The sequence below is a fragment of the Pseudocitrobacter sp. CD920760 genome (assembly GCF_057782505.1).
This window is the reverse complement of sequence record NZ_CM173490.1, coordinates 1,699,309-1,718,527: the sequence shown is the minus strand read 5'-3', so window position 1 is coordinate 1,718,527 and position 19,219 is coordinate 1,699,309. Positions and strand designations below refer to the sequence as shown.

Annotated in this window: 16 protein-coding genes; 5 read left to right on the top strand and 11 right to left on the bottom strand. The window is 54.7% G+C overall.

What is annotated here, in order from left to right; genetic code table 11:
• Window positions 1-32 precede the first annotated feature (32 nt).
• The 3 genes from gsiB to iaaA are packed head-to-tail and all read right to left on the bottom strand — an operon-like array spanning window position 33 to window position 4,401.
• Window positions 33-1,571 carry a glutathione ABC transporter substrate-binding protein GsiB gene (gene gsiB, locus AC1MKH_RS07800; RefSeq protein ID WP_276218155.1) on the bottom strand — a complete coding sequence of 513 codons (1,539 nt, stop codon included), beginning with the start codon at window positions 1,569-1,571 and terminating at the stop codon, window positions 33-35.
• Between the two features lie 32 nt (window positions 1,572-1,603).
• A complete protein-coding gene (gene gsiA / locus AC1MKH_RS07795; RefSeq protein ID WP_276218157.1) occupies window positions 1,604-3,451 on the bottom strand; it encodes a glutathione ABC transporter ATP-binding protein GsiA in 1,848 nt (615 codons plus the stop codon).
• Window positions 3,452-3,462: 11 nt separating this feature from the next.
• Window positions 3,463-4,401, bottom strand: a complete 939-nt coding sequence (gene iaaA / locus AC1MKH_RS07790; protein ID WP_276218159.1) for a beta-aspartyl-peptidase — start codon at window positions 4,399-4,401, stop codon at window positions 3,463-3,465.
• Window positions 4,402-4,564: 163 nt separating this feature from the next.
• Here iaaA and moeA point away from each other — a divergent pair, with 163 nt between their 5' ends.
• A complete protein-coding gene (moeA, locus tag AC1MKH_RS07785; RefSeq protein WP_276218161.1) occupies window positions 4,565-5,800 on the top strand; it encodes a molybdopterin molybdotransferase MoeA in 1,236 nt (411 codons plus the stop codon).
• Complete coding sequence (moeB, locus tag AC1MKH_RS07780; protein WP_276218164.1) at window positions 5,800-6,549, top strand: molybdopterin-synthase adenylyltransferase MoeB; 750 nt, start codon at window positions 5,800-5,802, stop codon at window positions 6,547-6,549. Before moeA ends, moeB begins: the two co-directional genes overlap by 1 nt.
• 111 nt (window positions 6,550-6,660) lie before the next feature.
• Here moeB and AC1MKH_RS07775 read toward each other — a convergent pair whose 3' ends face one another.
• The 6 genes from AC1MKH_RS07775 to AC1MKH_RS07750 all read right to left on the bottom strand — a co-directional run bounded on the left by AC1MKH_RS07775 (window position 6,661) and on the right by AC1MKH_RS07750 (window position 13,070).
• Window positions 6,661-7,431 carry an oligogalacturonate-specific porin KdgM family protein gene (locus AC1MKH_RS07775; RefSeq protein WP_276218165.1) on the bottom strand — a complete coding sequence of 257 codons (771 nt, stop codon included), beginning with the start codon at window positions 7,429-7,431 and terminating at the stop codon, window positions 6,661-6,663.
• A gap of 286 nt (window positions 7,432-7,717) precedes the next feature.
• A complete protein-coding gene (locus AC1MKH_RS07770; RefSeq protein WP_276218606.1) occupies window positions 7,718-8,869 on the bottom strand; it encodes an alginate lyase family protein in 1,152 nt (383 codons plus the stop codon).
• A 10-nt stretch (window positions 8,870-8,879) separates the two neighbouring features.
• Window positions 8,880-9,971, bottom strand: a complete 1,092-nt coding sequence (locus AC1MKH_RS07765; protein WP_276218167.1) for an ABC transporter ATP-binding protein — start codon at window positions 9,969-9,971, stop codon at window positions 8,880-8,882.
• 10 nt (window positions 9,972-9,981) lie between these two features.
• Window positions 9,982-10,821, bottom strand: a complete 840-nt coding sequence (locus tag AC1MKH_RS07760; protein WP_189623464.1) for a carbohydrate ABC transporter permease — start codon at window positions 10,819-10,821, stop codon at window positions 9,982-9,984.
• A 9-nt stretch (window positions 10,822-10,830) separates the two neighbouring features.
• Entirely contained in the window at window positions 10,831-11,769 is a 939-nt protein-coding gene (locus AC1MKH_RS07755; RefSeq protein ID WP_276218170.1) for a carbohydrate ABC transporter permease, read from the bottom strand.
• An 11-nt stretch (window positions 11,770-11,780) separates the two neighbouring features.
• Window positions 11,781-13,070, bottom strand: a complete 1,290-nt coding sequence (locus AC1MKH_RS07750; protein WP_276218172.1) for an ABC transporter substrate-binding protein — start codon at window positions 13,068-13,070, stop codon at window positions 11,781-11,783.
• Between the two features lie 502 nt (window positions 13,071-13,572).
• On the opposite strand from AC1MKH_RS07750, the gene AC1MKH_RS07745 reads away from it, so the two are divergent.
• Window positions 13,573-14,802, top strand: coding sequence for an alginate lyase family protein (locus AC1MKH_RS07745; protein WP_442961861.1), 1,230 nt, complete (start codon window positions 13,573-13,575; stop codon window positions 14,800-14,802).
• 19 nt (window positions 14,803-14,821) lie between these two features.
• Window positions 14,822-16,813 (top strand): heparinase II/III domain-containing protein, encoded by a 1,992-nt coding sequence (locus AC1MKH_RS07740; protein ID WP_276218174.1) that lies wholly within the window; start codon window positions 14,822-14,824, stop codon window positions 16,811-16,813.
• A gap of 55 nt (window positions 16,814-16,868) precedes the next feature.
• On the opposite strand, the gene AC1MKH_RS07735 is transcribed toward AC1MKH_RS07740, so the two are convergent.
• Both AC1MKH_RS07735 and fsa read right to left on the bottom strand, forming a co-directional pair.
• Window positions 16,869-17,354 (bottom strand): hypothetical protein, encoded by a 486-nt coding sequence (locus AC1MKH_RS07735; RefSeq protein WP_276218176.1) that lies wholly within the window; start codon window positions 17,352-17,354, stop codon window positions 16,869-16,871.
• Window positions 17,355-17,519: 165 nt separating this feature from the next.
• A complete protein-coding gene (gene fsa, locus AC1MKH_RS07730; protein ID WP_276218177.1) occupies window positions 17,520-18,182 on the bottom strand; it encodes a fructose-6-phosphate aldolase in 663 nt (220 codons plus the stop codon).
• Between the two features lie 133 nt (window positions 18,183-18,315).
• Here fsa and AC1MKH_RS07725 point away from each other — a divergent pair, with 133 nt between their 5' ends.
• On the top strand, window positions 18,316-19,215 hold the full coding sequence (locus AC1MKH_RS07725) for a glycyl-radical enzyme activating protein (protein WP_276218179.1): 900 nt from the start codon (window positions 18,316-18,318) through the stop codon (window positions 19,213-19,215).
• Window positions 19,216-19,219 lie beyond the last annotated feature (4 nt).

Below are 19,219 nucleotides of genomic sequence, written 5' to 3'. Positions count from 1 at the left end.
TTGTGTTCAGCCCCCGCGCAGGGGGCAGAACCTTACTTCAGATCCGCCTCGTCGAAGCTAAAACCGGTATCCGGCATGATATAGAAGCCAGTCAGTTTTTTGCTGTGTGCGGAAACCAGTTTCTCAACCACCAGCGGCACCCACGGCGACTCTTTCCAGAGCGTATCCTGCGCCGCTTTATAGAGGCTGGCTTTCTGTTTCGTGTCGGTGGTTTTCAGCGCCTCGGTCAGGTCTTTATCCACCTGCGGGTTGCTGTAAAACGCGGTGTTAAACAGGGTTGGCGGCCAGTTCTGCGAGGCAAACAGCGGCGACAGCGCCCAGTCCGCTTCGCCCGTTGAGGCGGACCAGCCGGTATAGAACATGCGCACGCCGCTCTCTTTCTGCCCTTTGCCCTCAACTTCCGCCGCACGCTGCCCGGCATCCATCGCCGTCACCTGCGCTTTAATACCGACCTGCGCCAGTTGCTGCTGAGTAAACTGCAACACTTTCTGCGCGGTGCTGTGATTATGCGATGACCACAGCGTGGTGCTGAAGCCGTTCGGGTAGCCCGCCTCTTTCAGCAGTTCACGCGCTTTCGCCGGATCGTACTTCCACGCAGGGTAACTTTGCGCCCAGGCAATCGACGGCGGAACGATACCCGTCGCCGGCGTGGCATAACCAGCGAATGCCACCTTCACCAGCGCCTGGCGATTGATCGCATAGTTAACGGCTTCGCGTACTTTCGGGTTATCAAACGGCTTTTGCGTCACGTTCATGCTGATGTAACGCTGCATGATTGACGGGCTGGCAACCAGCTCCAGGTTGGCATTCTTCTCCAGCAACGGTGCTTGCTCGTAAGGGATCGGGAAGGCAAATTGCGCTTCCCCCGTTTGCAGCATCGCCGCGCGGGTATTGTTATCGACAACCGGGCGCCAGGTGATGGTATCCAGCTTCGGCAGACCTTTTTGCCAGTAACCGTCAAACTTCTTCACCTTCACAAAATCGGTCTGATTCCAGGTATCAAGCGTATACGGCCCGGTGCCCACCGGATGGAAGCCGATTTCATTACCATATTTTTTCAGCGCCGCCGGAGAGATCATCGCCGTCGCCGGGTGAGCAAGAATATTGATAAACGCCGAGAACGGTTGTTTCAGGGTGATTTTGACGGTACTGGCATCCACCGCCTCGGTTTTGGCGATATTTTTATACAGGTTATAACGCTTGAGATGATTTTCCGGATTGCTGGCGCGGTCCAGGTTAGCCTTCACCGCTTCGGCGTTGAAATCGGTGCCATCCTGGAACTTCACGCCTTCACGTAGCTTGAGCGTATAGTTCAGCCCATCGTCAGAAACCGTGTAGCTTTCCGCCAGCACGTTCTGCAATTTCATCTCTTTATCAAGGCCAAATAGCCCCTGATAGAACGACTTCGCCACCGCCTGTGACAGGGTGTCGTTGGCGTCATACGGGTCGAGCGTGGTGAAGTTCGAGCCGACCGCCACCACCACATCTTTGGCGGCAAACGCCGGGGATGCCGCCAGCGCGGAAGCCACGCCCAGCGCCAGAAGCCATTTACCTGATACGCGTTGTGTCATGTTGTTCTCCTGAAGTACCCTGCCTGTCATTATTATTCTCGCAAGAGCGCGTTTGCCATCGGTTCGCGGGCCACGTAATGCCCCGGCGAAACCTGCTGCAACGGGACGCTCACCACCGCTTCTCCCCGCTTATAAATATTGCCCGGCAGTTCGTCAGAGAGCAGCACGCGCTGCGGCCGACGATGCATGGGATCGGCTACCGGTACGGCATCCAGTAATTTGCGGGTGTAAGGGTGCTGCGGGTTTTCAAAAACGGCGCGCCGGGGGCCAATTTCAACAATTCGCCCACGGTACATCACCGCCACGCGGTGGCTGATGCGCTCCACCACCGCCATATCGTGTGAAATAAACAGAAACGCAATGCCCATCTCCCGCTGTAAGGAAAGCAGAAGATTAATAATTTGCGCGCGGATCGACACATCCAGCGCCGAAACCGATTCATCGGCAATCACCACTTTCGGCTCCAGCGCCAGCGCGCGGGCAATGCAGATGCGCTGACGCTGGCCACCGGAAAACTCATGCGGATAACGCCAGGCGTGCTCCGGCTGCAAGCCCACACGTTCCAGCAGCCAGGCCACGCGTTGCTGCGCGGCCTCGCCTTCCAGCTTCTTGTGAATGCGCAGCGGCTCCATAATCGAGTAACCCACCGTATGACGCGGGTCGAGCGACGCATAAGGGTCCTGAAAGATAAACTGAATATCGCGGCGCAGGGGTTGAAGCTGATGCGCGGAGAGCGTGTCGATCCGCGCGCCGTTAAAGGTGATGGTGCCGCTCTGCGCCTCGACCAGTCGCAGCAGCGCGCGCCCGGTCGTCGATTTTCCGCAGCCCGATTCCCCCACCAGCGCCAGCGTTTCGCCGGGCCAGAGATCAAAGCTGACGTCTTCGACCGCGTGCACTTCGCGGGTCACGCGATTCAGCCAGCCGCTGCGTATATCGAAGCGCGCAACCAGATTACGCACCTGAAGCACTGGCTCGCCGGCAACCACGGTATTTTGTTCTTCAATGTCAGACGCGGGCGAATCCAATTCCGGAAAGTGGCGCGGCAAATCGCTGCCGCGCATTTCGCCAAGCGTCGGCACAGCCGCCAGCAGTTTGCGGGTATAAGGATGTTGAGGATCGCTGAAAATCGCCTCGACGCTGCCCGTCTCGACCGCTTCACCCTGATACATCACCAGCACGCGGTCGGCAATTTCCGCCACCACGCCCATATCGTGGGTAATGAAAATCACGCCCATCGACATCTCTTTTTGCAGCACGTCGATAAGCTGTAAAATTTGCGCCTGAATGGTGACATCCAGCGCCGTCGTGGGTTCATCGGCAATCAGCACCGCCGGGCGACAGGAGAGCGCCATCGCAATCATCACCCGCTGACGCATGCCGCCGGAAAGCTGGTGCGGATAACGCGCCAGCATCGCCTGCGCTTCAGGAATGCGCACGCGTTCCAGCATTTTCTTCGCTTCCGCCAGCGCCTCTTCGCGGCCCATTCCCTGATGCAGGCGAATAGACTCCGCAATTTGCTCACCGATGGTAAACACCGGGTTCAGCGAGGTCATCGGCTCCTGAAAAATCATCGCGATATCCGCACCGCGCACATTGCGCATCTGCGCAGACGACTGCTCTGTTATCTCGATAACGTCGCGGCTGCGGCGGCGCAACAGCATCTGTTGGCTGCGCACGTGAGCGTTTTCACTCTCCAGCAGACGCATCAAGGCCAGCGCGGTCACGGATTTCCCGGATCCCGATTCGCCGACAATAGCCAGCGTTTCACCCCGCTTAAGGCTAAAACTAAGCTGGCGAACGGCCTGCTGTTGGCCGAAGGTCACACAGAGATCCTGAACGCTCAGGACATTCTGTGCATCGAGGTGTTCAGAGTGCGGCAAGCAACGTCTCCTTATTCCCGATAAATGCCGATGGTTGGCGTGTCGCCTGCATAGGCCCAGGCGCGATACATCCCTTCGCTGTTAAACGGCAACGCCACGTTGCCTTCGCTGTCGATAGCAATCAGGCCGCCGCTGCCGCCCAGAGCGGGCAGTTTTTCCATCACCACGCGTTCGCAGGCATCGTGCAGGCTCAGGTGACCATATTCCATCAGCGCCGCGATGTCGTAAGCCGCCAACGCGCGGATAAAGACTTCCCCTGTGCCGGTGCAGGAGACCGCCACGTTGGCGTTATTGGCGTAGCATCCTGCGCCAACCAGCGGGCTATCGCCAACGCGGCCGGGCAGTTTGTTGGTCATGCCGCCCGTGGAAGTCGCCGCCGCCAGATTACCGTGTTTGTCCAGCGCCACCGCGCCCACGGTGCCCATTTTGGTGCGTTCATCGAGCGGGGCGTCATGATCGAGGCTAACCGCGCCCTGAGCTTTGGCTTCCTGTAACTGCTGCAAACGCGCAGGCGTGGAGAAGAACGCGTTATTCACAAGCTCCATCCCCTGCTGCTGCGCGAATGCTTCTGCGCCTTCGCCAATCAACAGCACGTGCGGGCTGTTTTCCAGCACCTGCCGCGCCGCCAGCACCGGGTTACGCAGATGTTTTACCCCAGCTACCGCCCCCGCGTTAAGCGAATAACCGTCCATCACGCAGGCGTCCAGTTCATGCGTTTCATCGGCGGTAAAAACCGAACCCATCCCGGCGTTAAACAGCGGACACTCTTCCAGCTGGCGCACCGCTTCGGTAACAACGTCGAGTGCGCTCGCGCCCTCCTCCAGCATGTGCTGCGCCTGTTCCACAATCACGGAAAGCGCCTCAACGTACTCCAGTTCCTTCTGCGCCGAGAGCTGCGTGCGGGAAATTGCCCCCGCACCGCCATGAATCGCAATCACTGCTTTTCCCATGGATTCTTCATTGCCTGTCATTAAATAACTTTATCTATAAATATCATTATCGTGGCGTCAAACCTATTCGATTTTTGAATAAAGATACGCCTCTGGTGGAATACAGCGGGCGGCGCTTTTCTGCCATAATGGGCGGATTCGATGTTTTCCCAGGAGTTTACCCATGGATTTTACCGCCGGCCTGATCCCGCTTGATGATGCGCTGAGCCAGATGCTCGGAAGAATCACCCCGCTCAACACTTCAGAATCGCTTCCGCTTGTGCAGGCGTTTGGCCGTATCACGGCGCGCGATGTCGTTTCGCCGCTGGACGTACCCGGTTTTGATAACTCAGCGATGGACGGTTACGCCGTGCGCCTGAGCGATATCGCCACCGACGCACCGCTGATGGTCGCGGGGAAAGCCTTTGCCGGTCAGCCGTATCACGGTGAATGGCCTGTCGGAAGCTGCATCCGCATTATGACCGGTGCGCCGGTTCCTGCGGGCTGCGACGCGGTTGTTATGCAGGAACAAACCGAACAAACTGACGCAGGCGTGCGCTTTATTGCCCCGGTGAAAGTGGGCCAGAACATCCGCCGTCGCGGGGAAGATATCGCCAGCGGCGCGGTGGTTTTCCCGGCCGGTACGCGCCTGACGGTGGCTGAACTGCCGGTGCTGGCTTCGCTGGGTATCCCTGAAGTTGAGGTGGTTCGCAAAATCCGCGTGGCGCTGTTCTCCACGGGTGACGAGCTGCAACTGCCTGGCCAGCCGCTGGGCGACGGTCAGATCTATGACACCAACCGCCTAGCGGTGCATCTGATGCTGGAACAGCTGGGCTGCGAGGTGATTAACCTTGGCATTATTCGCGATGACCCGGAACAGCTGCGTCAGACGTTTATCAAAGCGGATAGCGAAGCTGACGTGGTCATCAGCTCCGGCGGCGTCTCCGTCGGCGAAGCGGACTACACCAAAACCATTCTCGATGAACTGGGCGAAATCGGCTTCTGGAAGCTGGCGATTAAACCGGGCAAACCGTTCGCGTTTGGCAAACTGAGCCACAGCTGGTTCTGCGGCCTGCCGGGCAACCCGGTGTCTGCGGCGCTCACCTTCTACCAACTGGTACAGCCGCTACTGGCGAAACTGAGCGGTTTCACCGGCTCTACACAAGCGCCACGCCTGCGCGTGCGTGCCGCCTCGCGCCTGAAAAAATCGCCGGGCCGCCTCGATTTCCAGCGCGGCATTTTGCAGCGCGACGCTAACGGTGAACTGACCGTCAGCACCACCGGCCATCAGGGCTCGCATATTTTCAGCTCCTTCAGCCAGGGTAACTGCTTTATCGTACTGGAACGCGAACGCGGTCATGTGGAAGCAGGCGAATGGGTCGAAGTGGAACCGTTTAATCATCTGCTGGGAGGCCTGTAATGGCAGCGGAACTCAGCGATGCGGAGATGATGCGCTATAACCGGCAAATCATTCTGCGCGGCTTCGATTTCGACGGGCAGGAGCGGCTGAAAGAAGCGAAAGTGCTGGTCGTCGGCCTCGGTGGGCTGGGTTGCGCGGCGACGCAGTATCTGGCCGCCGCCGGTATCGGGCAACTGTCGCTGGTCGATTTCGACACCGTGGCGCTCTCTAACCTTCAGCGCCAGACGCTGCACAGCGACGCCACTATCGGTCTACCGAAGGTGGATTCTGCGCGTGATGCGCTGGCGCGGATTAACCCGCATACGCATCTGGTGACGCATAACGCGATGCTTGACGACGACGCGCTGTGGGCGCTGATCGCACAGCACGATCTGGTGCTCGATTGCACCGATAACGTCGCGGTGCGCAATCAGTTGAATGCAGGCTGCTTCCGCCATAAAACGCCGCTGGTTTCCGGCGCCGCCATTCGTATGGAGGGGCAAATCAGCGTCTTCACCTGGCAGGACGGCGAACCGTGCTACCGCTGCCTGAGCCGCCTGTTTGGCGAAAATGCACTAACCTGCGTAGAAGCGGGCGTGATGTCGCCGCTGATTGGCGTGATTGGCTCATTACAGGCGATGGAGGCAATCAAGGTGCTCGCCCACTACGGCACGCCTGCCGCCGGAAAAATCGTGATGTACGACGCAATGACCTGCCAGTTCCGCGAAATGAAGCTGATGCGCAATCCTGGGTGTGAGGTGTGTGGGTAACACGGCGCGGCCTGTTTGCCGGGTGGCGCTTACGCTTACCCGGCCTACGGGTTACGGGTTAGGTGTGGGTAGGCCGGATAAGCGCAGCGCCATCAGGCAACCTATTCAGCTTTAGAATGTGTACTGCAAGCCAACACGGTAACGCGTCTGGCGTTCATCCGTTGTCGAACGCACGGAAACGTTCCCCAGCTCCACATACGGCTTCCAGTTTTTATCAATGCTGTAGGCAACTTTTAAGTTCAACTCGTAATCGTCTTTGCCGTTATTAAAGCGATCGTAGTCTTCGCTCTTCTTATACAAATAGTTGCCTTCAAAAGCCCACGCTTTAATTTTATAACCCAGCCACAGGTCGCCACGGTTGATATGTTCATCGTCCTTACCGGCTGACGTATCGCGGGTATATTCATAGCGATAACGCCCAGCGATATAAATGCCGTTATCAAATGTATATTGGCCACGAATATAAGGTTTATAAATTGCTTTTGAAGATGATGTTTCCAGCGCAAAGCCGGGTTGCACCGAGAAACCAGGCGCGGCGGTGAACTGGTAGCTCACAACATATTCATCGCCGTTATCTACAACATCATGAAACGCCTTGTCCTGATCATCCCCTCCAGACTTTACCTTGCCCTCAATCGAAATACCGAAGCCATTGGCAAAGCGGTGAGAAATCAATAAACGATCTTTCTGAACCTGACTATCATCGGTATATTCATGACGCAGATCGATAGTGACAGCACTTGCCGATGCACTGACCAGGGCAAGTGCAATAAAGGTAGCTATTTTTTTCACGCTATTTTCCTCTGATATTACAAAAAGGCGGCAGAAGTATTTTTTAGAAGTAATAGCTCCCTGTTGCTTAATGAGAAGATCATTAAACATGCCGCAGACATTCATCCTGTACTTCAGGAGAAATAGTAAATATAAAAAATAGCTCTGTCATTCATTTGAAAATAAAAATGAGATCATTATCAAGTTAAATTGAAATATTGTTTTGATTTTATTTTTATTAAAAAATATATAATTTGCAGTTATTTATAATTATTAGCACCAAGAATAACAAATACAAAAAAGCCCGGAATAACCGGGCCTTACATTATCACTAAGTGGCGTACAGCAGCAGGCCGGACGCGGCGTTAACGCCGCACCCTGCCTGTAAAAAGGTCTGTCAGACTCTGCGTACCGGAGGGCACCACATAAGTTGCTCTTTCAGACTCATCGTTTCCTGTGGGAAGGTCGTTAATAAATCACGGTATTGCTCGGCATATTTATGATATCCGCGCAGAGTTTGGAGCAGAACGCGCGTTGCGCTATCCCAGACAATACCCTGCAAATCACTGTATGGCCATAAATCAGGTTCGCGGATAAAGGGCACCAAATAATCGATACCTTTTTTTACTCCCCGCCCATCACGAATATGATTCCAGCGATCGATTTCAACATGTTCGGCGTAGCGATTTAATAATAAATGCGCTTCCAGATTGAACAACGAATAGTGGAAAGGAATCGTACGCTCCAGCTCCATGGTCTGTTTACCGTCCTGGTCAATCTGCGCCGCCATTCGCTGGGTGAATCCTTGCTCGATAATCCGCGCCGCCAGCCCTTTATCACCGTAAAACAGCGCGTTCACCGTCCGCTGCACGTCATACCAGGTTCCGTGGTTGTTGTGCCAGACATATTCCGAATGGCCGATATCGCTGTAGTACATCCAGTGGTTAAAATCGCGGAACCACTGGTGCAGGCCAATGATATCGTCGGTATCCAGCACACCAGCGGGTGAAATCAGGCCGATAGTATCTATAACCATCCATAGCAAACGCGTGTCGATAAGCCCGGTGCCTCTGCCAGACACTACGCCAGGAATTGCCTGGCCGTAGTTCAGATGCGGGTTCATCCGCGTATCGCCATCAAGGAACCAACAGCGAATTTGCACCGCTGCCGCCTGGGCGTACTGTTTATGTCCGGTGAAATACCACGCCAACCCCAGCGTCAGGCAGCGTTCGCACATGCGGATAATACGCGTGGTGTCAGTGTCATTATTTTCGCATTGCGGATTGGTATGCCCATCTCGACGGATATAGGGCAGGCCGTTGGGCCTGCGCGGATTCGGCCACCAGTAGGTGCCCAGGCTGTAGTAATCGTGCGCATCGCCGCTCGCCGGGCGCAGTTTTTTATGCACCACGCTTTCCGGCGGCGTCCGTTTTAATGCGTCGGCATCGTTCACCAGGCGACTCAGCGCCAGTTGAAGCGGCGAAAACGGCTGCTTCAGCCCCAGCCGGGCATTTTCCAGACAGATTTCATCGAGGGTGTAGAGTTTCATCGCCACGGCGCTACTCCCCCTTGCTGGCAATACGCTCACCCGATGCGGCATCAAACAAATGCACGCCGGAAAGCTTCGGTTGCAGCCACACTTTCTCGCCCTCCTTCACCGCCAGGCGCTGCTTAAACACTGAGGTAAAGGCCCCGCCGCCTGTATCACAAAATAACTGCATGTCTGAACCGGTATTTTCAATCGCGGTGATCACCGCGCCCAGCGCATCTTCCTGGGCCTGGCCCACGACATTGACCTGCTCCGGGCGAATGGCGTAAACCACCTGCTGCCCCTGAGTGACATTAATGTCGCCCGGCAAACGCAGCAACGAGCCGTCGCGCAGCCGTAGTTGAGCAATGTCGCCATCCAGCACAATTTCGCCTTTAAGCTGGTTGATTTCCGGCGAACCAATAAACCCGGCGACAAACAGATTTGCCGGACGGTCGTAAAGCTCCAGCGGTGTCCCGGCCTGCTCGATGCGACCATCGCGCAGCACGACAATCATCTGCCCCATGGTCATCGCTTCGATTTGATCGTGGGTGACGTAAACCGAGGTGGTTTTCAGGCGGCGGTGCAGCTCACGAATTTCGCCGCGCACCTGAGTACGCAGCTTGGCATCGAGGTTGGAGAGCGGCTCATCGAACAGGAAAACCTGCGGCTTGCGCACAATGGCGCGCCCCATCGCCACGCGTTGGCGCTGGCCGCCGGAGAGATCTTTCGGCAGACGCTCCAGCAGTGGCGTCAGGTTTAATAATTCCGCCGCCTCTTCCACCTTTTGACTGATTTCTGTTTTCGGCAGCTTCGCCATCTTCAGCGCGAAGCCCATGTTTTCGCGTACTGTCATTTGCGGATACAGCGCGTAGCTCTGGAACACCATCGCGATATCACGCAGCTTCGGTTCGACGTCAGTCACCACGCGTTCATTAATATGGATATCACCTTCGGAGATCTCCTCCAGCCCGGCAATCATGCGCAGCAGCGTCGATTTCCCGCAGCCGCTTGGCCCCACCAGCACGCAGAACTCGCCATCCGGAATCGTCAATGAGACATTTTTAATCACGTGCGCGTCGCCGTATGATTTACGGACATTGTTCAGTACAACAGATCCCATAGCAGACTCCTTATCCTTTAACCGCGCCGGACATAATCCCGCGATTGAAATGTTTTTGCAGACCCAGGTAAACAATGATGCTCGGCAGCATGGCCAGCAGCGTAATGGCGATGAAAATATTCGGCGTGATACTTTCATCGGTACGCAGCGTCCCCAGAATCACCGGAATAGTGTTCAGGCTGTCCTGGTTAATGACGATCAGCGGCAGCAGATACTGGTCCCAAATCATGATGAAACCGAAGGTCACCACCGTTCCCAGCGCCGGTTTCACCAACGGGAGAATGACGTGGAAGAAGATTTGCCATTCGTTTGCACCATCAATACGCGCAGCTTCTTCCAGCTCTTTCGGGATAGCAGACATAAACTCGGTCAGCACAAAGATGGAGAACGCCCAGCCCACGACGGGCAGGATCATGCCGAGATAACTGTTGTACAGCGAGGCATCGATCAACGGTAAGCGCCAGTTGATGATCATGTACAACGGAATGGCGATCACCTCTTCCGGTAACATCATGGTTGAAAGAATAACCAGGCTCACCAGCGCGACGCCGCGAAACTTCTTCCGCGCCAGCGCATAGGCAGCCAGCGCGCTGACCGATACCTGCAAAATGGTGCCGAAAAAGACCACCAGAATGGAGTTCAGCAGGTACTGCCAGACGCCGATATCCTGCCAGGCGAAGATAAAGTTATCCAGCGAGAAGGATTTCGGCCAGGCCAGCAGTTCACCGGGTTTAACCGGCGCACCGCTGAATGCTGTGGCGACAATGCCCCAAAATGGCCCCACAAATACAATTAATAACAACAGATAGATACACCAGCGCCCTGCCGTGTCCCAACGTTTACTCAACATGTTGTCTCCTTAGTAACGCGCAATGCGTTTTTTCAACGTCAGGTGGCAAATGGTCAGCACCACGGTGAAGGCGAACAGCAGGAACGACACGGCAGAAGCATAGCCATAATCGAACTGCTCAAAGCCCAGTTTGTAGATATGCGTCATGATCATCTCGGTGGCGTTAGACGGCCCGCCGCCGGTCGTGGCGTAGACTTCGGCAAACACGCGAAAACCACGGATAAATGACAGCATCAACACCACGGACAGCGCCGGAATCATCCCCGGTAACGTGACATAGCGCAGGCGATTCCACCAGTTCGCGCCATCCACGTTCGCCGCGTCATACAGGTCGCGGCTGATCCCGGCGAGGCCTGCAATAAATATCACCATGTTGTACGGCACCGCTTTCCAGATATGCAGCAGCATAATGACCCACAGCGCCTGGTCGCTGCTGGCAAGGAAGCCCTGATCCGCCCCCCCAAACCAGCTCAGGATGTGGTTCACCACCCCATTTGGCGTGGGGTTAAACAGAATGCGCCACATTTCTGCCACGATCGCCGCACTGGTGACCGCAGGCAAAAAGATAGCGGTTCGAATGAACCGCAAATGGCGCGCAGGGCCTTCGAGCAGCATCGCAAGGAAAAAAGCCAGTACGGCAGCAACCACCATGGTGACCAGTACGTACAGGAAGGTATTCGCCACCGCCGAATGTAATTCCGTATCGGCAAACGCGCGCGCAAAGTTTGCGCCGCCAACCCACTCATTGGGCTGGTTAAAGTTCACCTTGTAGAAACTCATCACCAGCCCCTGAATCATGGGGATGAACTTGAACCAGGTAAAAATGATCAGCGCCGGGGCGAGGAAAATCCACGGGATTAGCGCGCGCTTGCGGGCAGGCGTCAACCAGCGAACACCATCGGCCTCTTTGCGTTGCGGTGTAGCAATTTTACTTTCGTGTAGTGTCATTAACCGGGACCTCAATTAGCCAGCACGTTTTGCTTTGCCAGTTCCTGATTAAGCTTCTCGTTCATGGCGTTCAGTTCTTTTGGAATGTCGCTGGAACAATCGGCAAAAATACGGTTAAAGCCATCTGCCGTGACCTGGCGCGCTGGCGTCCAGTTCGGGATCTGCGGCACGTAGCGGCCGTGGCTGTTATAAAGGGCGGCAAAGGTATTCCAGCGCGGGTCCTGATACACCTGCTCAACGTTGACGTTTTTGTTCACCGGCAGGCGAACGACCGGAATGTTTTTGCTGCCTTTCCCCATGCCGATCTCCTGCCCTTCTTTGGAGATCATGAATTCGATAAATTTACGCGCGTCTTCTTTCTGCTTGCTGCCCTTCATCAGGAAGACCGTGGTGCCTTCCGCCAGCGTGGCCTCGCTTTTCGGCCCCTGAATATTGACGATTTCGTACTTATCTTTGCCGGGATCTTTATCCATCAGCGCGATGTGATACGGCCCGGTGAAGAACATCCCGGACTGACCGGAACGGAAAGAGGGAATAACATCGGCGGTGGTGGCGTTGATCGCCCCCGGCTGGGCCAATTTTTCACACAGCAGCGAGCGTACAAACTGCGTTGCCTGCGCAACTTCCGGCGTATTCAGCGTGGCGGTAAATTTATCGCCTTTCTTCTCGACATAGTCGCCACCTGCCTGCCAGATAAAGCTGCTCATAAACCAGCTGGCGTAACCGCGCGTGGTTGAGCCCGGAACGATAAACCCGTAGGTATCCTGCTTACCGTTGCCGTCCGGGTCCTGCGTGGTGAACGCTTTCGCCATCGCCAGAATATCGTCCCAGGTTTTCGGCTGCGGCAGGCCCAGTTTTTCGCGCCAGTCTTTACGCACGAACAGGGCAAAAGTTTGCGCGGAAGTTGGCACGCCGTAGTATTTACCATCGGCGTAGCGGGTACTCTCCCAGGCCGTTGGGTAGATGTCCTGACTGCCGGAAATTGACTCGGGTTTAATTTCATCGACAATGCCGAGCTGGATGAACTGCCCCAGCGCCGTAGCGTCGTTGAAGATCAGGTCGGGCAGCGCATTACCCGCCGCAGCACGCGCCAGACGCTGTTCGAAATCGGTCGTCGCATTGAAGTACTCAATCTTGATCCCCGTTTTCTTCTCGAAGGCTTCAGCTTCATTTTTATAGATATTCTTTGAGTCATTGCTCGCACGAATCCAGACATTCAGCGTTGTGCTGGCAAAGGTTTGCCCGCATCCCAGTCCCAATGCTGTTAACAGAAGTAACGAGCGAAATTTATATCCAGACATTTTCATATCCTTTTATTGTAGGGCAACGAGGTATTACCGGTTCTCTTAAAACAGACCAAACCAATATTAACCTTCATTTAATAGAATGCTTTTTTCAAATACAACGGGGCAAAATAGAAATAGCGTTTCGAAATTGAAAAACATGTCATGGGTCACACTATTTTTTGTCTAAAATTTATACAAAAGAAAAATTCATCATTGAATCAATAAGTTATTATTTTATGGTTTTTATTTATCTTTTTTACTTTTTTTGAATTATGCGATATTCCGTGACCACGCACACACTTTTCGGGCTAATTTTCCATGTTGATGTCAGGAAGGATCTACATCACATTTTTTCCTGCAAGCTCTTTTACACTGCGACAAATTAAATCGGAAACGTTGTTTTATGCGGTATTAAAATACTGCAAGACGTTTATTTTCATTTTTCATACATCCACCTCAGTGGCGCTGAAAACATATTTTCAGCAGACATCCTGACATTAACTAAGGGTATAAAAGAATGAATATCGCGAAATATAGTGGAGCTCTATGTTTGACGGTACTGTCACTCGGCATCAGCGCATCGCTGTACGCAGCAACACCGCTGAAACCCGCCATTCTCTCGCCAGACGATCTGGCGTTCAGCCAACAGCAAATTACGGCGAAAGCGCCCGCGTTCCTTCAGGCTCGTGACGCGCTGGTGAAACGCGCTGACGCCGCGCTTAAGCATCCGCTGTTTTCGGTGATGGATAAAACGCTGGTCGCGGTGAGCGGCGATAAACATGGCTACTACAGCTTCCCGCCCTACTGGTGGCCCGATCCGGACAAAAAAGACGGCCTGCCCTACATCCGCAAAGATGGTGAAACCAATCCAGCCGCCAACAGCGATGCTACGGATAAAAATCGGCTGGTAAAAATGAGCAACGATGTGTACACCCTGTCGCTGGCCTGGTATTTCACGCAGGACAAACGTTACGCTGAAAAGGCCGTAGCGCAAATCAACAGTTGGTTCCTCAATCCACAGACCAAAATGAACGCCAACCTGCAATATGCGCAGGCAATTCCAGGCATCAACGATGGCCGCGGTATCGGCATCATTGACAGCCGCGCGCTGGTTGACGTCGTGGATGCCATTGAACTGCTGCACGGCACGCAACAACTTTCCGATAGCGATTATCAGAAACTTCAGGCGTGGTATGGCGATTTCTGGCACTGGATGATGACCAGCCAGAACGGTTTTGAAGAACAGAACTGGCATAACAACCACGGTTCCTGGTTTGATCTACAGGCAGCGACATTTGCCTGGTTTAGCGGAAAACCGGAAGAAGCGAAAAAACAGCTACAAATAACCCAACTTCGCCGCATCGCCGGGCATTTTGATATTCAGGGCCGCCAGACTGCCGAACTTGAACGCACTCGCCCATGGCACTACAGCAACTTTAACCTTGAAGCTTATAGCCGTTTGGGACGTCTGGGCGAGAAAGTGGGCGTTGATATCTGGAATTTCACCCTCGACGATCACAGCCTGCGCAACGGCTACGCTTACATCACCCAATTTGTGGAGGGCAAAACCGCCTGGCCATGGAAAGACATCGACAAATGGGATGACAAAAAGGCGCTGTTTAATGTCTCTTCTGCTGCTCATGCGTGGCCTAACGATGCGGCCTTCACGCAAAAAGCACGCTGGTTGCAGGCGAAATACCCGGACGACATCACCACGCTCATCAGCCCGCTGCCGCTCGCGCATTGATGCAAAGGATAAGCAAACCATGAAGCAATTTATTCATCGCTGGGATGCGATTCGCGAACGAGCCTTACGCGGTTCCCAGGTTGAAGCGTTAATCCGTGGGCTTGAACCCGTTCTCAGCGCCCCTCCGCAGGTGCCAGAGACGGGAATTGCCAGCTGGAATCTCTACTACTTTTGCCCCGAACACGGCGTGAGGCTGATGTGGGATCGCCACTCCCCGACGCAGCATCGCTGCCCGATTGATAACCAGATATTCAGCGGCGAACCCTATGACAGCGCGTGGTGGCGCGAAATGAATGGGCGTAATGCGCAGGCCTGCTACCAGCTGGGCCTGCTGTGGCAACTCACCGGAGAAAGACGTTATGCCGATAAAGCGGCGGAAATATTAACCCGCTACGCCGAGTACTATCCCGGCTATCAGGAGCACGGCAATATTCCGCACAACGGGCCTGGTAAGATGAACGCGCAAACCCTGTGCGAAGCCAACTGTGTGCTGGACATGGCGCTGGGCTACGATTTTATCGCCGATGCGTTATCACTGTCTGAGCAGCACGCAATTTGCCAGCGCCTGCTGCGCGAGGCCGCCACGTTTTTGATGGCTCACCGCAGCCCGCAAATTCATAACCATGAGGTCAAGATTAGCGCGGCAATTGCGGTGATCGGCTTTATTCTTGCAGACGATTCGCTACTTGATTTTGCCGTCAATCAGCCCTATGGGCTTCGCTGGCAACTGGAGCATGGCCTGCTGGAGGAAGGCTTGTGGTTCGAAGGATCGGTGCATTATCACTACTATGCGCTACAGGGCTTTATGGCCTTTGAAAAACTGGCGTACGGCACATACTGGAGCCTGCGGCATCTTCCTTACTATCGGCACATGCTCGATTTTCCGCTTTCCCTGCTGATGCCCGACGGCACCTTCCCGCGCCTGAATGATTGCATCGCCGGACAGGAGACGCTACACCATCGCGATGTCTATGAATTCGCGTGGTTTTTGTATCACGAACCGCGCTACGCCCAGGTGCTGCATTTCCTCGGCGAAGAGACTCAGGACATGGAAACCGTGCTCTGGCGTGATAATGCCCTGCCGGAAACCCAGGCATCCCTTATTCCAGAAACCTCTCTGTACGCGCTGGGCGCGGGCTTAAGCCTGTGGCGCAAGCCGCAAAACGGCCAGGCGGTGCTGATCAAGCACTCTCCCTACGGTGGCGAGCACGATCACTACGATCGCCTGAGCGTGTTGATCTGGGATAAGCACTTCCCCATTCTGCCGGATCTCGGTACTACCGGCTACGGGGCGGCGATGCATTACGCTTATTACAAAAACAGCGCGACGCATAACACGCTTAGCGTCAACCAGACCAATCAACCGCCCGCCACGCCGCAGGTTTCCGGTTGGCATCAGGGCGCAGATTATTTCTGGCTCGACAGCCACGTTGACTGGCGAAAGCCCGCGCCGCAGCTGAACAGCCACACGCGCGTGGAGTGGGATGTCGATGCCTGGAAAGACATTCAGTTTCGCCGCAGAGTGCTGTGGGTGGATGATATGCTGATCGACGTTTCGGATGTCGCGAATCCGCATGGGCAACAGCTTGACTGGACGCTGCATCTGGATGCGCAGGCCGTGGATATGCAAGGGCAGCCAGCCATCTTCTCGACCACCGGCCCGCTTAGCATCCTGCGTAATAGCGTGGTTTCGCCGCTGAATGATTTTCAGCGCCGTCAGTTCCGCCATCCTCGGGGGGAAATCACGCTATGGTTCGCGGGCGATGGAGAGTTGTGGCAGGGTAACGCGCCAGGCAATCCGGCAATTAGCGATCTGAGCTACGTGATTTTACGAAGCCTGCAAAAAACCGCACAGTTTGTTTGTGTGTGGGATTTTGACGCAGTCAGCCCGATTACCGATATCCAGCTCACGCATGACGCAGAAGGTAGCTATTTTAGCTGCTGGCGAGGTGAGGCGGTCAGCCGAATTACCCTGCCAGCGTCAACGGGCGTGTTACCGATTCGGACATGATTTTCTTAATGCCACCTCTCTGAAAAGAGGTGGCATTCTGTTCTGCCTGACACATTCACGCGTTAATTGACTGGATCACTTCACCAAACGACAGCCCAAACATTGCTGTATCATCGGTAATAGGCAAAAAGTGTGAGTCCAGCGCATCTTTACCGTACTTAGCCGCTAATGTCTGCCACCCTTGTCCCTCCAGGACAATAAACGCCAGAACATCGCCACCCAACGTATCCGTCATAAAACGGAGTTCATACTCAGGCATAATGACCCGGTTGATCGCCTGCAATGCCGGATCTCGGGTAATTTCTTCTTCCTCGAAGAGCACCTGGGTTTTTCTACCTTTGTAGCTAAAAAACAGGTCATAGCCCAGATCGTTGTCCGCATCACAAGTCTCAGCGGTCAGGCCGTCGATGTGACAGTAGTCAGCAATATCTTCATCAAACTCTCGCCAGTCGACCCAAAACGCTGGGCAATCTTTTGCGTGTATCAGTTCAATGTCTCTTTGCTGCATAAAAGTCTCTACAAACGCGTACGCCTTCTCCATATAGATATTCCTTATCTTTAAACGCCTTTCGTGAATACTAAAAGCAGAACAGATCCATTAGATAACGAATAGGAATGCAGCGGCTAGTGTTTGATAGGGAAGCGAAGAAAACCAGGAATAGTGCTCAGGGAGTCCCGACAGCGGACGCTGTCGGGAAGAATAATATTACAGCGAAGTACGGCCAAACGCCGATTGCCAGTCCTGCTCGAATTTCGCCACCGCGGCGTCCACCGCCGGATAGCTAATCAGCTGCTGCGCAACATCCAGCGGCAACGTAATCGATTTACAGCCCGCCAGCAGGCAGTCCAGCGACTGACGCGGCGTTTTAAAGCTTGCGGCCAACACTTTGGCGCGCGGCGCGTGCAGCGTCAGCAGTTCCTGCAATTCACAGACGGTCTGAATACCGTTTCCGCCCTGAGCATCTACACGGTTGACGTAAGGCGCAACATACTCTGCCCCGGCCAATGCAGACAGCAAACCTTGCGCGGCACCGTAAACTGCGGTACCCAGCGTGGGAATACCTTCCTCTTTCAGCAGCTTAATTGCCGCAAGCCCTTCCGCTGTGACCGGAATTTTCACCACCAGATCGGGAATAATCGCCCGCAGCGTGTGCGCATCGTTCACCATGCCGTCGGCTGTGGTGGCCATCACCTGCGCAAACAGACGGCCTTTCCCCCCCATCGCCTCGTACAGCTCAGGCAGTAAAACGTCGAGACGTTTCTTTCCTGCGGCAACGATACTCGGGTTGGTGGTCACGCCCGCCAGAGGGAAAATCCGCGCCAGCTTTTTAACTGCCGCTACATCAGAAGTGTCGAGATAGAGTTCCATCGCCGTTCCTTAAACCGTGAGATTGAGCATGCTTTAACACTACCACGGACAAACCTCGCGTTTGGTTGATTTGCGTCAAAATAACTTTCATTCGAAAGTATTTAAATCTTTATACGAAAGATGAGGGCAACCTATGATTTTCAATATTCAGCGCTATTCCACCCATGACGGCCCAGGCATCCGCACCGTGGTGTTTCTTAAGGGATGCTCGCTCGGCTGTCGCTGGTGTCAGAACCCGGAAAGTCGCTCCCGCGAGCAGGATCTCTTGTTCGATCCGCGTCTGTGCCTTGAAGGATGCGACCTTTGCCATCAGGCGGCGCCTGAGGTGATTGAACGCGCGCTGAATGGTCTGCTTATCCACCGCGAGAAGCTTAACCAAACACATCTCGCCGTGCTTAGCGATTGTTGCCCCACCCTGGCGCTTACCGTATGTGGCGAAGAGAAAAACGTCGATGAGATTATGGCAACCGTCCTGCGCGATAAACCCTTTTACGATCGCAGCGGCGGCGGGCTGACGCTCTCTGGCGGCGAACCGTTTATGAACCCGGATCTGGCGCTGGCGTTGCTGAAAAACGCCCACGAGCAAGGTATTCACACGGCGGTGGAAACCTGTCTGCACGTACCGTGGCGCTATCTGGAACCTGCGCTGCCCTATATCGATCTCTTTCTCGCCGACCTGAAACACGTTGACGACGCGCGCTTCAAAACCTGGACCGATGGCTCCGCCAAACGCGTCCTCGATAACCTGCAACGTATTGCGGCGGCAGGGAAAAAAATGATCATTCGCGTGCCGCTGATTCAGGGCTTTAACGCGGATGTTGATTCCATCAAAGCCATTACCGAATTTGCTGCCGACAAACTGGGCGCGCAGGAGATTCACTTTTTGCCGTATCACACGCTGGGCATCAATAAATATTCGCTGCTTGGCCAACCCTACAATGCCCCCGACAAGCCGCTCGACGACCCGGAATTGCTGGATTTTGCCCAGCAGTATGCGCGCGAAAAAGGCTTAACGGCGACCCTACGAGGATAATCTG

Excerpts from the sequence above, each read along its gene's own strand:
- moeB (WP_276218164.1), top strand. The coding sequence starts at position 5,800 with ATGGCAGCGGAACTCAGCGATGCGGAGATGATGCGCTATAACCGGCAA.
- AC1MKH_RS07770 (WP_276218606.1), bottom strand. The coding sequence starts at position 8,869 with ATGAAACTCTACACCCTCGATGAAATCTGTCTGGAAAATGCCCGGCTG.
- AC1MKH_RS07775 (WP_276218165.1), bottom strand. The coding sequence starts at position 7,431 with ATGTTTAATGATCTTCTCATTAAGCAACAGGGAGCTATTACTTCTAAA.
- AC1MKH_RS07745 (WP_442961861.1), top strand. The coding sequence starts at position 13,573 with ATGAATATCGCGAAATATAGTGGAGCTCTATGTTTGACGGTACTGTCA.
- AC1MKH_RS07750 (WP_276218172.1), bottom strand. The coding sequence starts at position 13,070 with ATGTCTGGATATAAATTTCGCTCGTTACTTCTGTTAACAGCATTGGGA.
- gsiB (WP_276218155.1), bottom strand. The coding sequence starts at position 1,571 with ATGACACAACGCGTATCAGGTAAATGGCTTCTGGCGCTGGGCGTGGCT.
- iaaA (WP_276218159.1), bottom strand. The coding sequence starts at position 4,401 with ATGGGAAAAGCAGTGATTGCGATTCATGGCGGTGCGGGGGCAATTTCC.
- AC1MKH_RS07725 (WP_276218179.1), top strand. The coding sequence starts at position 18,316 with ATGATTTTCAATATTCAGCGCTATTCCACCCATGACGGCCCAGGCATC.
- AC1MKH_RS07735 (WP_276218176.1), bottom strand. The coding sequence starts at position 17,354 with ATGGAGAAGGCGTACGCGTTTGTAGAGACTTTTATGCAGCAAAGAGAC.
- AC1MKH_RS07740 (WP_276218174.1), top strand. The coding sequence starts at position 14,822 with ATGAAGCAATTTATTCATCGCTGGGATGCGATTCGCGAACGAGCCTTA.
- AC1MKH_RS07765 (WP_276218167.1), bottom strand. The coding sequence starts at position 9,971 with ATGGGATCTGTTGTACTGAACAATGTCCGTAAATCATACGGCGACGCG.
- fsa (WP_276218177.1), bottom strand. The coding sequence starts at position 18,182 with ATGGAACTCTATCTCGACACTTCTGATGTAGCGGCAGTTAAAAAGCTG.
- moeA (WP_276218161.1), top strand. The coding sequence starts at position 4,565 with ATGGATTTTACCGCCGGCCTGATCCCGCTTGATGATGCGCTGAGCCAG.
- AC1MKH_RS07755 (WP_276218170.1), bottom strand. The coding sequence starts at position 11,769 with ATGACACTACACGAAAGTAAAATTGCTACACCGCAACGCAAAGAGGCC.
- AC1MKH_RS07760 (WP_189623464.1), bottom strand. The coding sequence starts at position 10,821 with ATGTTGAGTAAACGTTGGGACACGGCAGGGCGCTGGTGTATCTATCTG.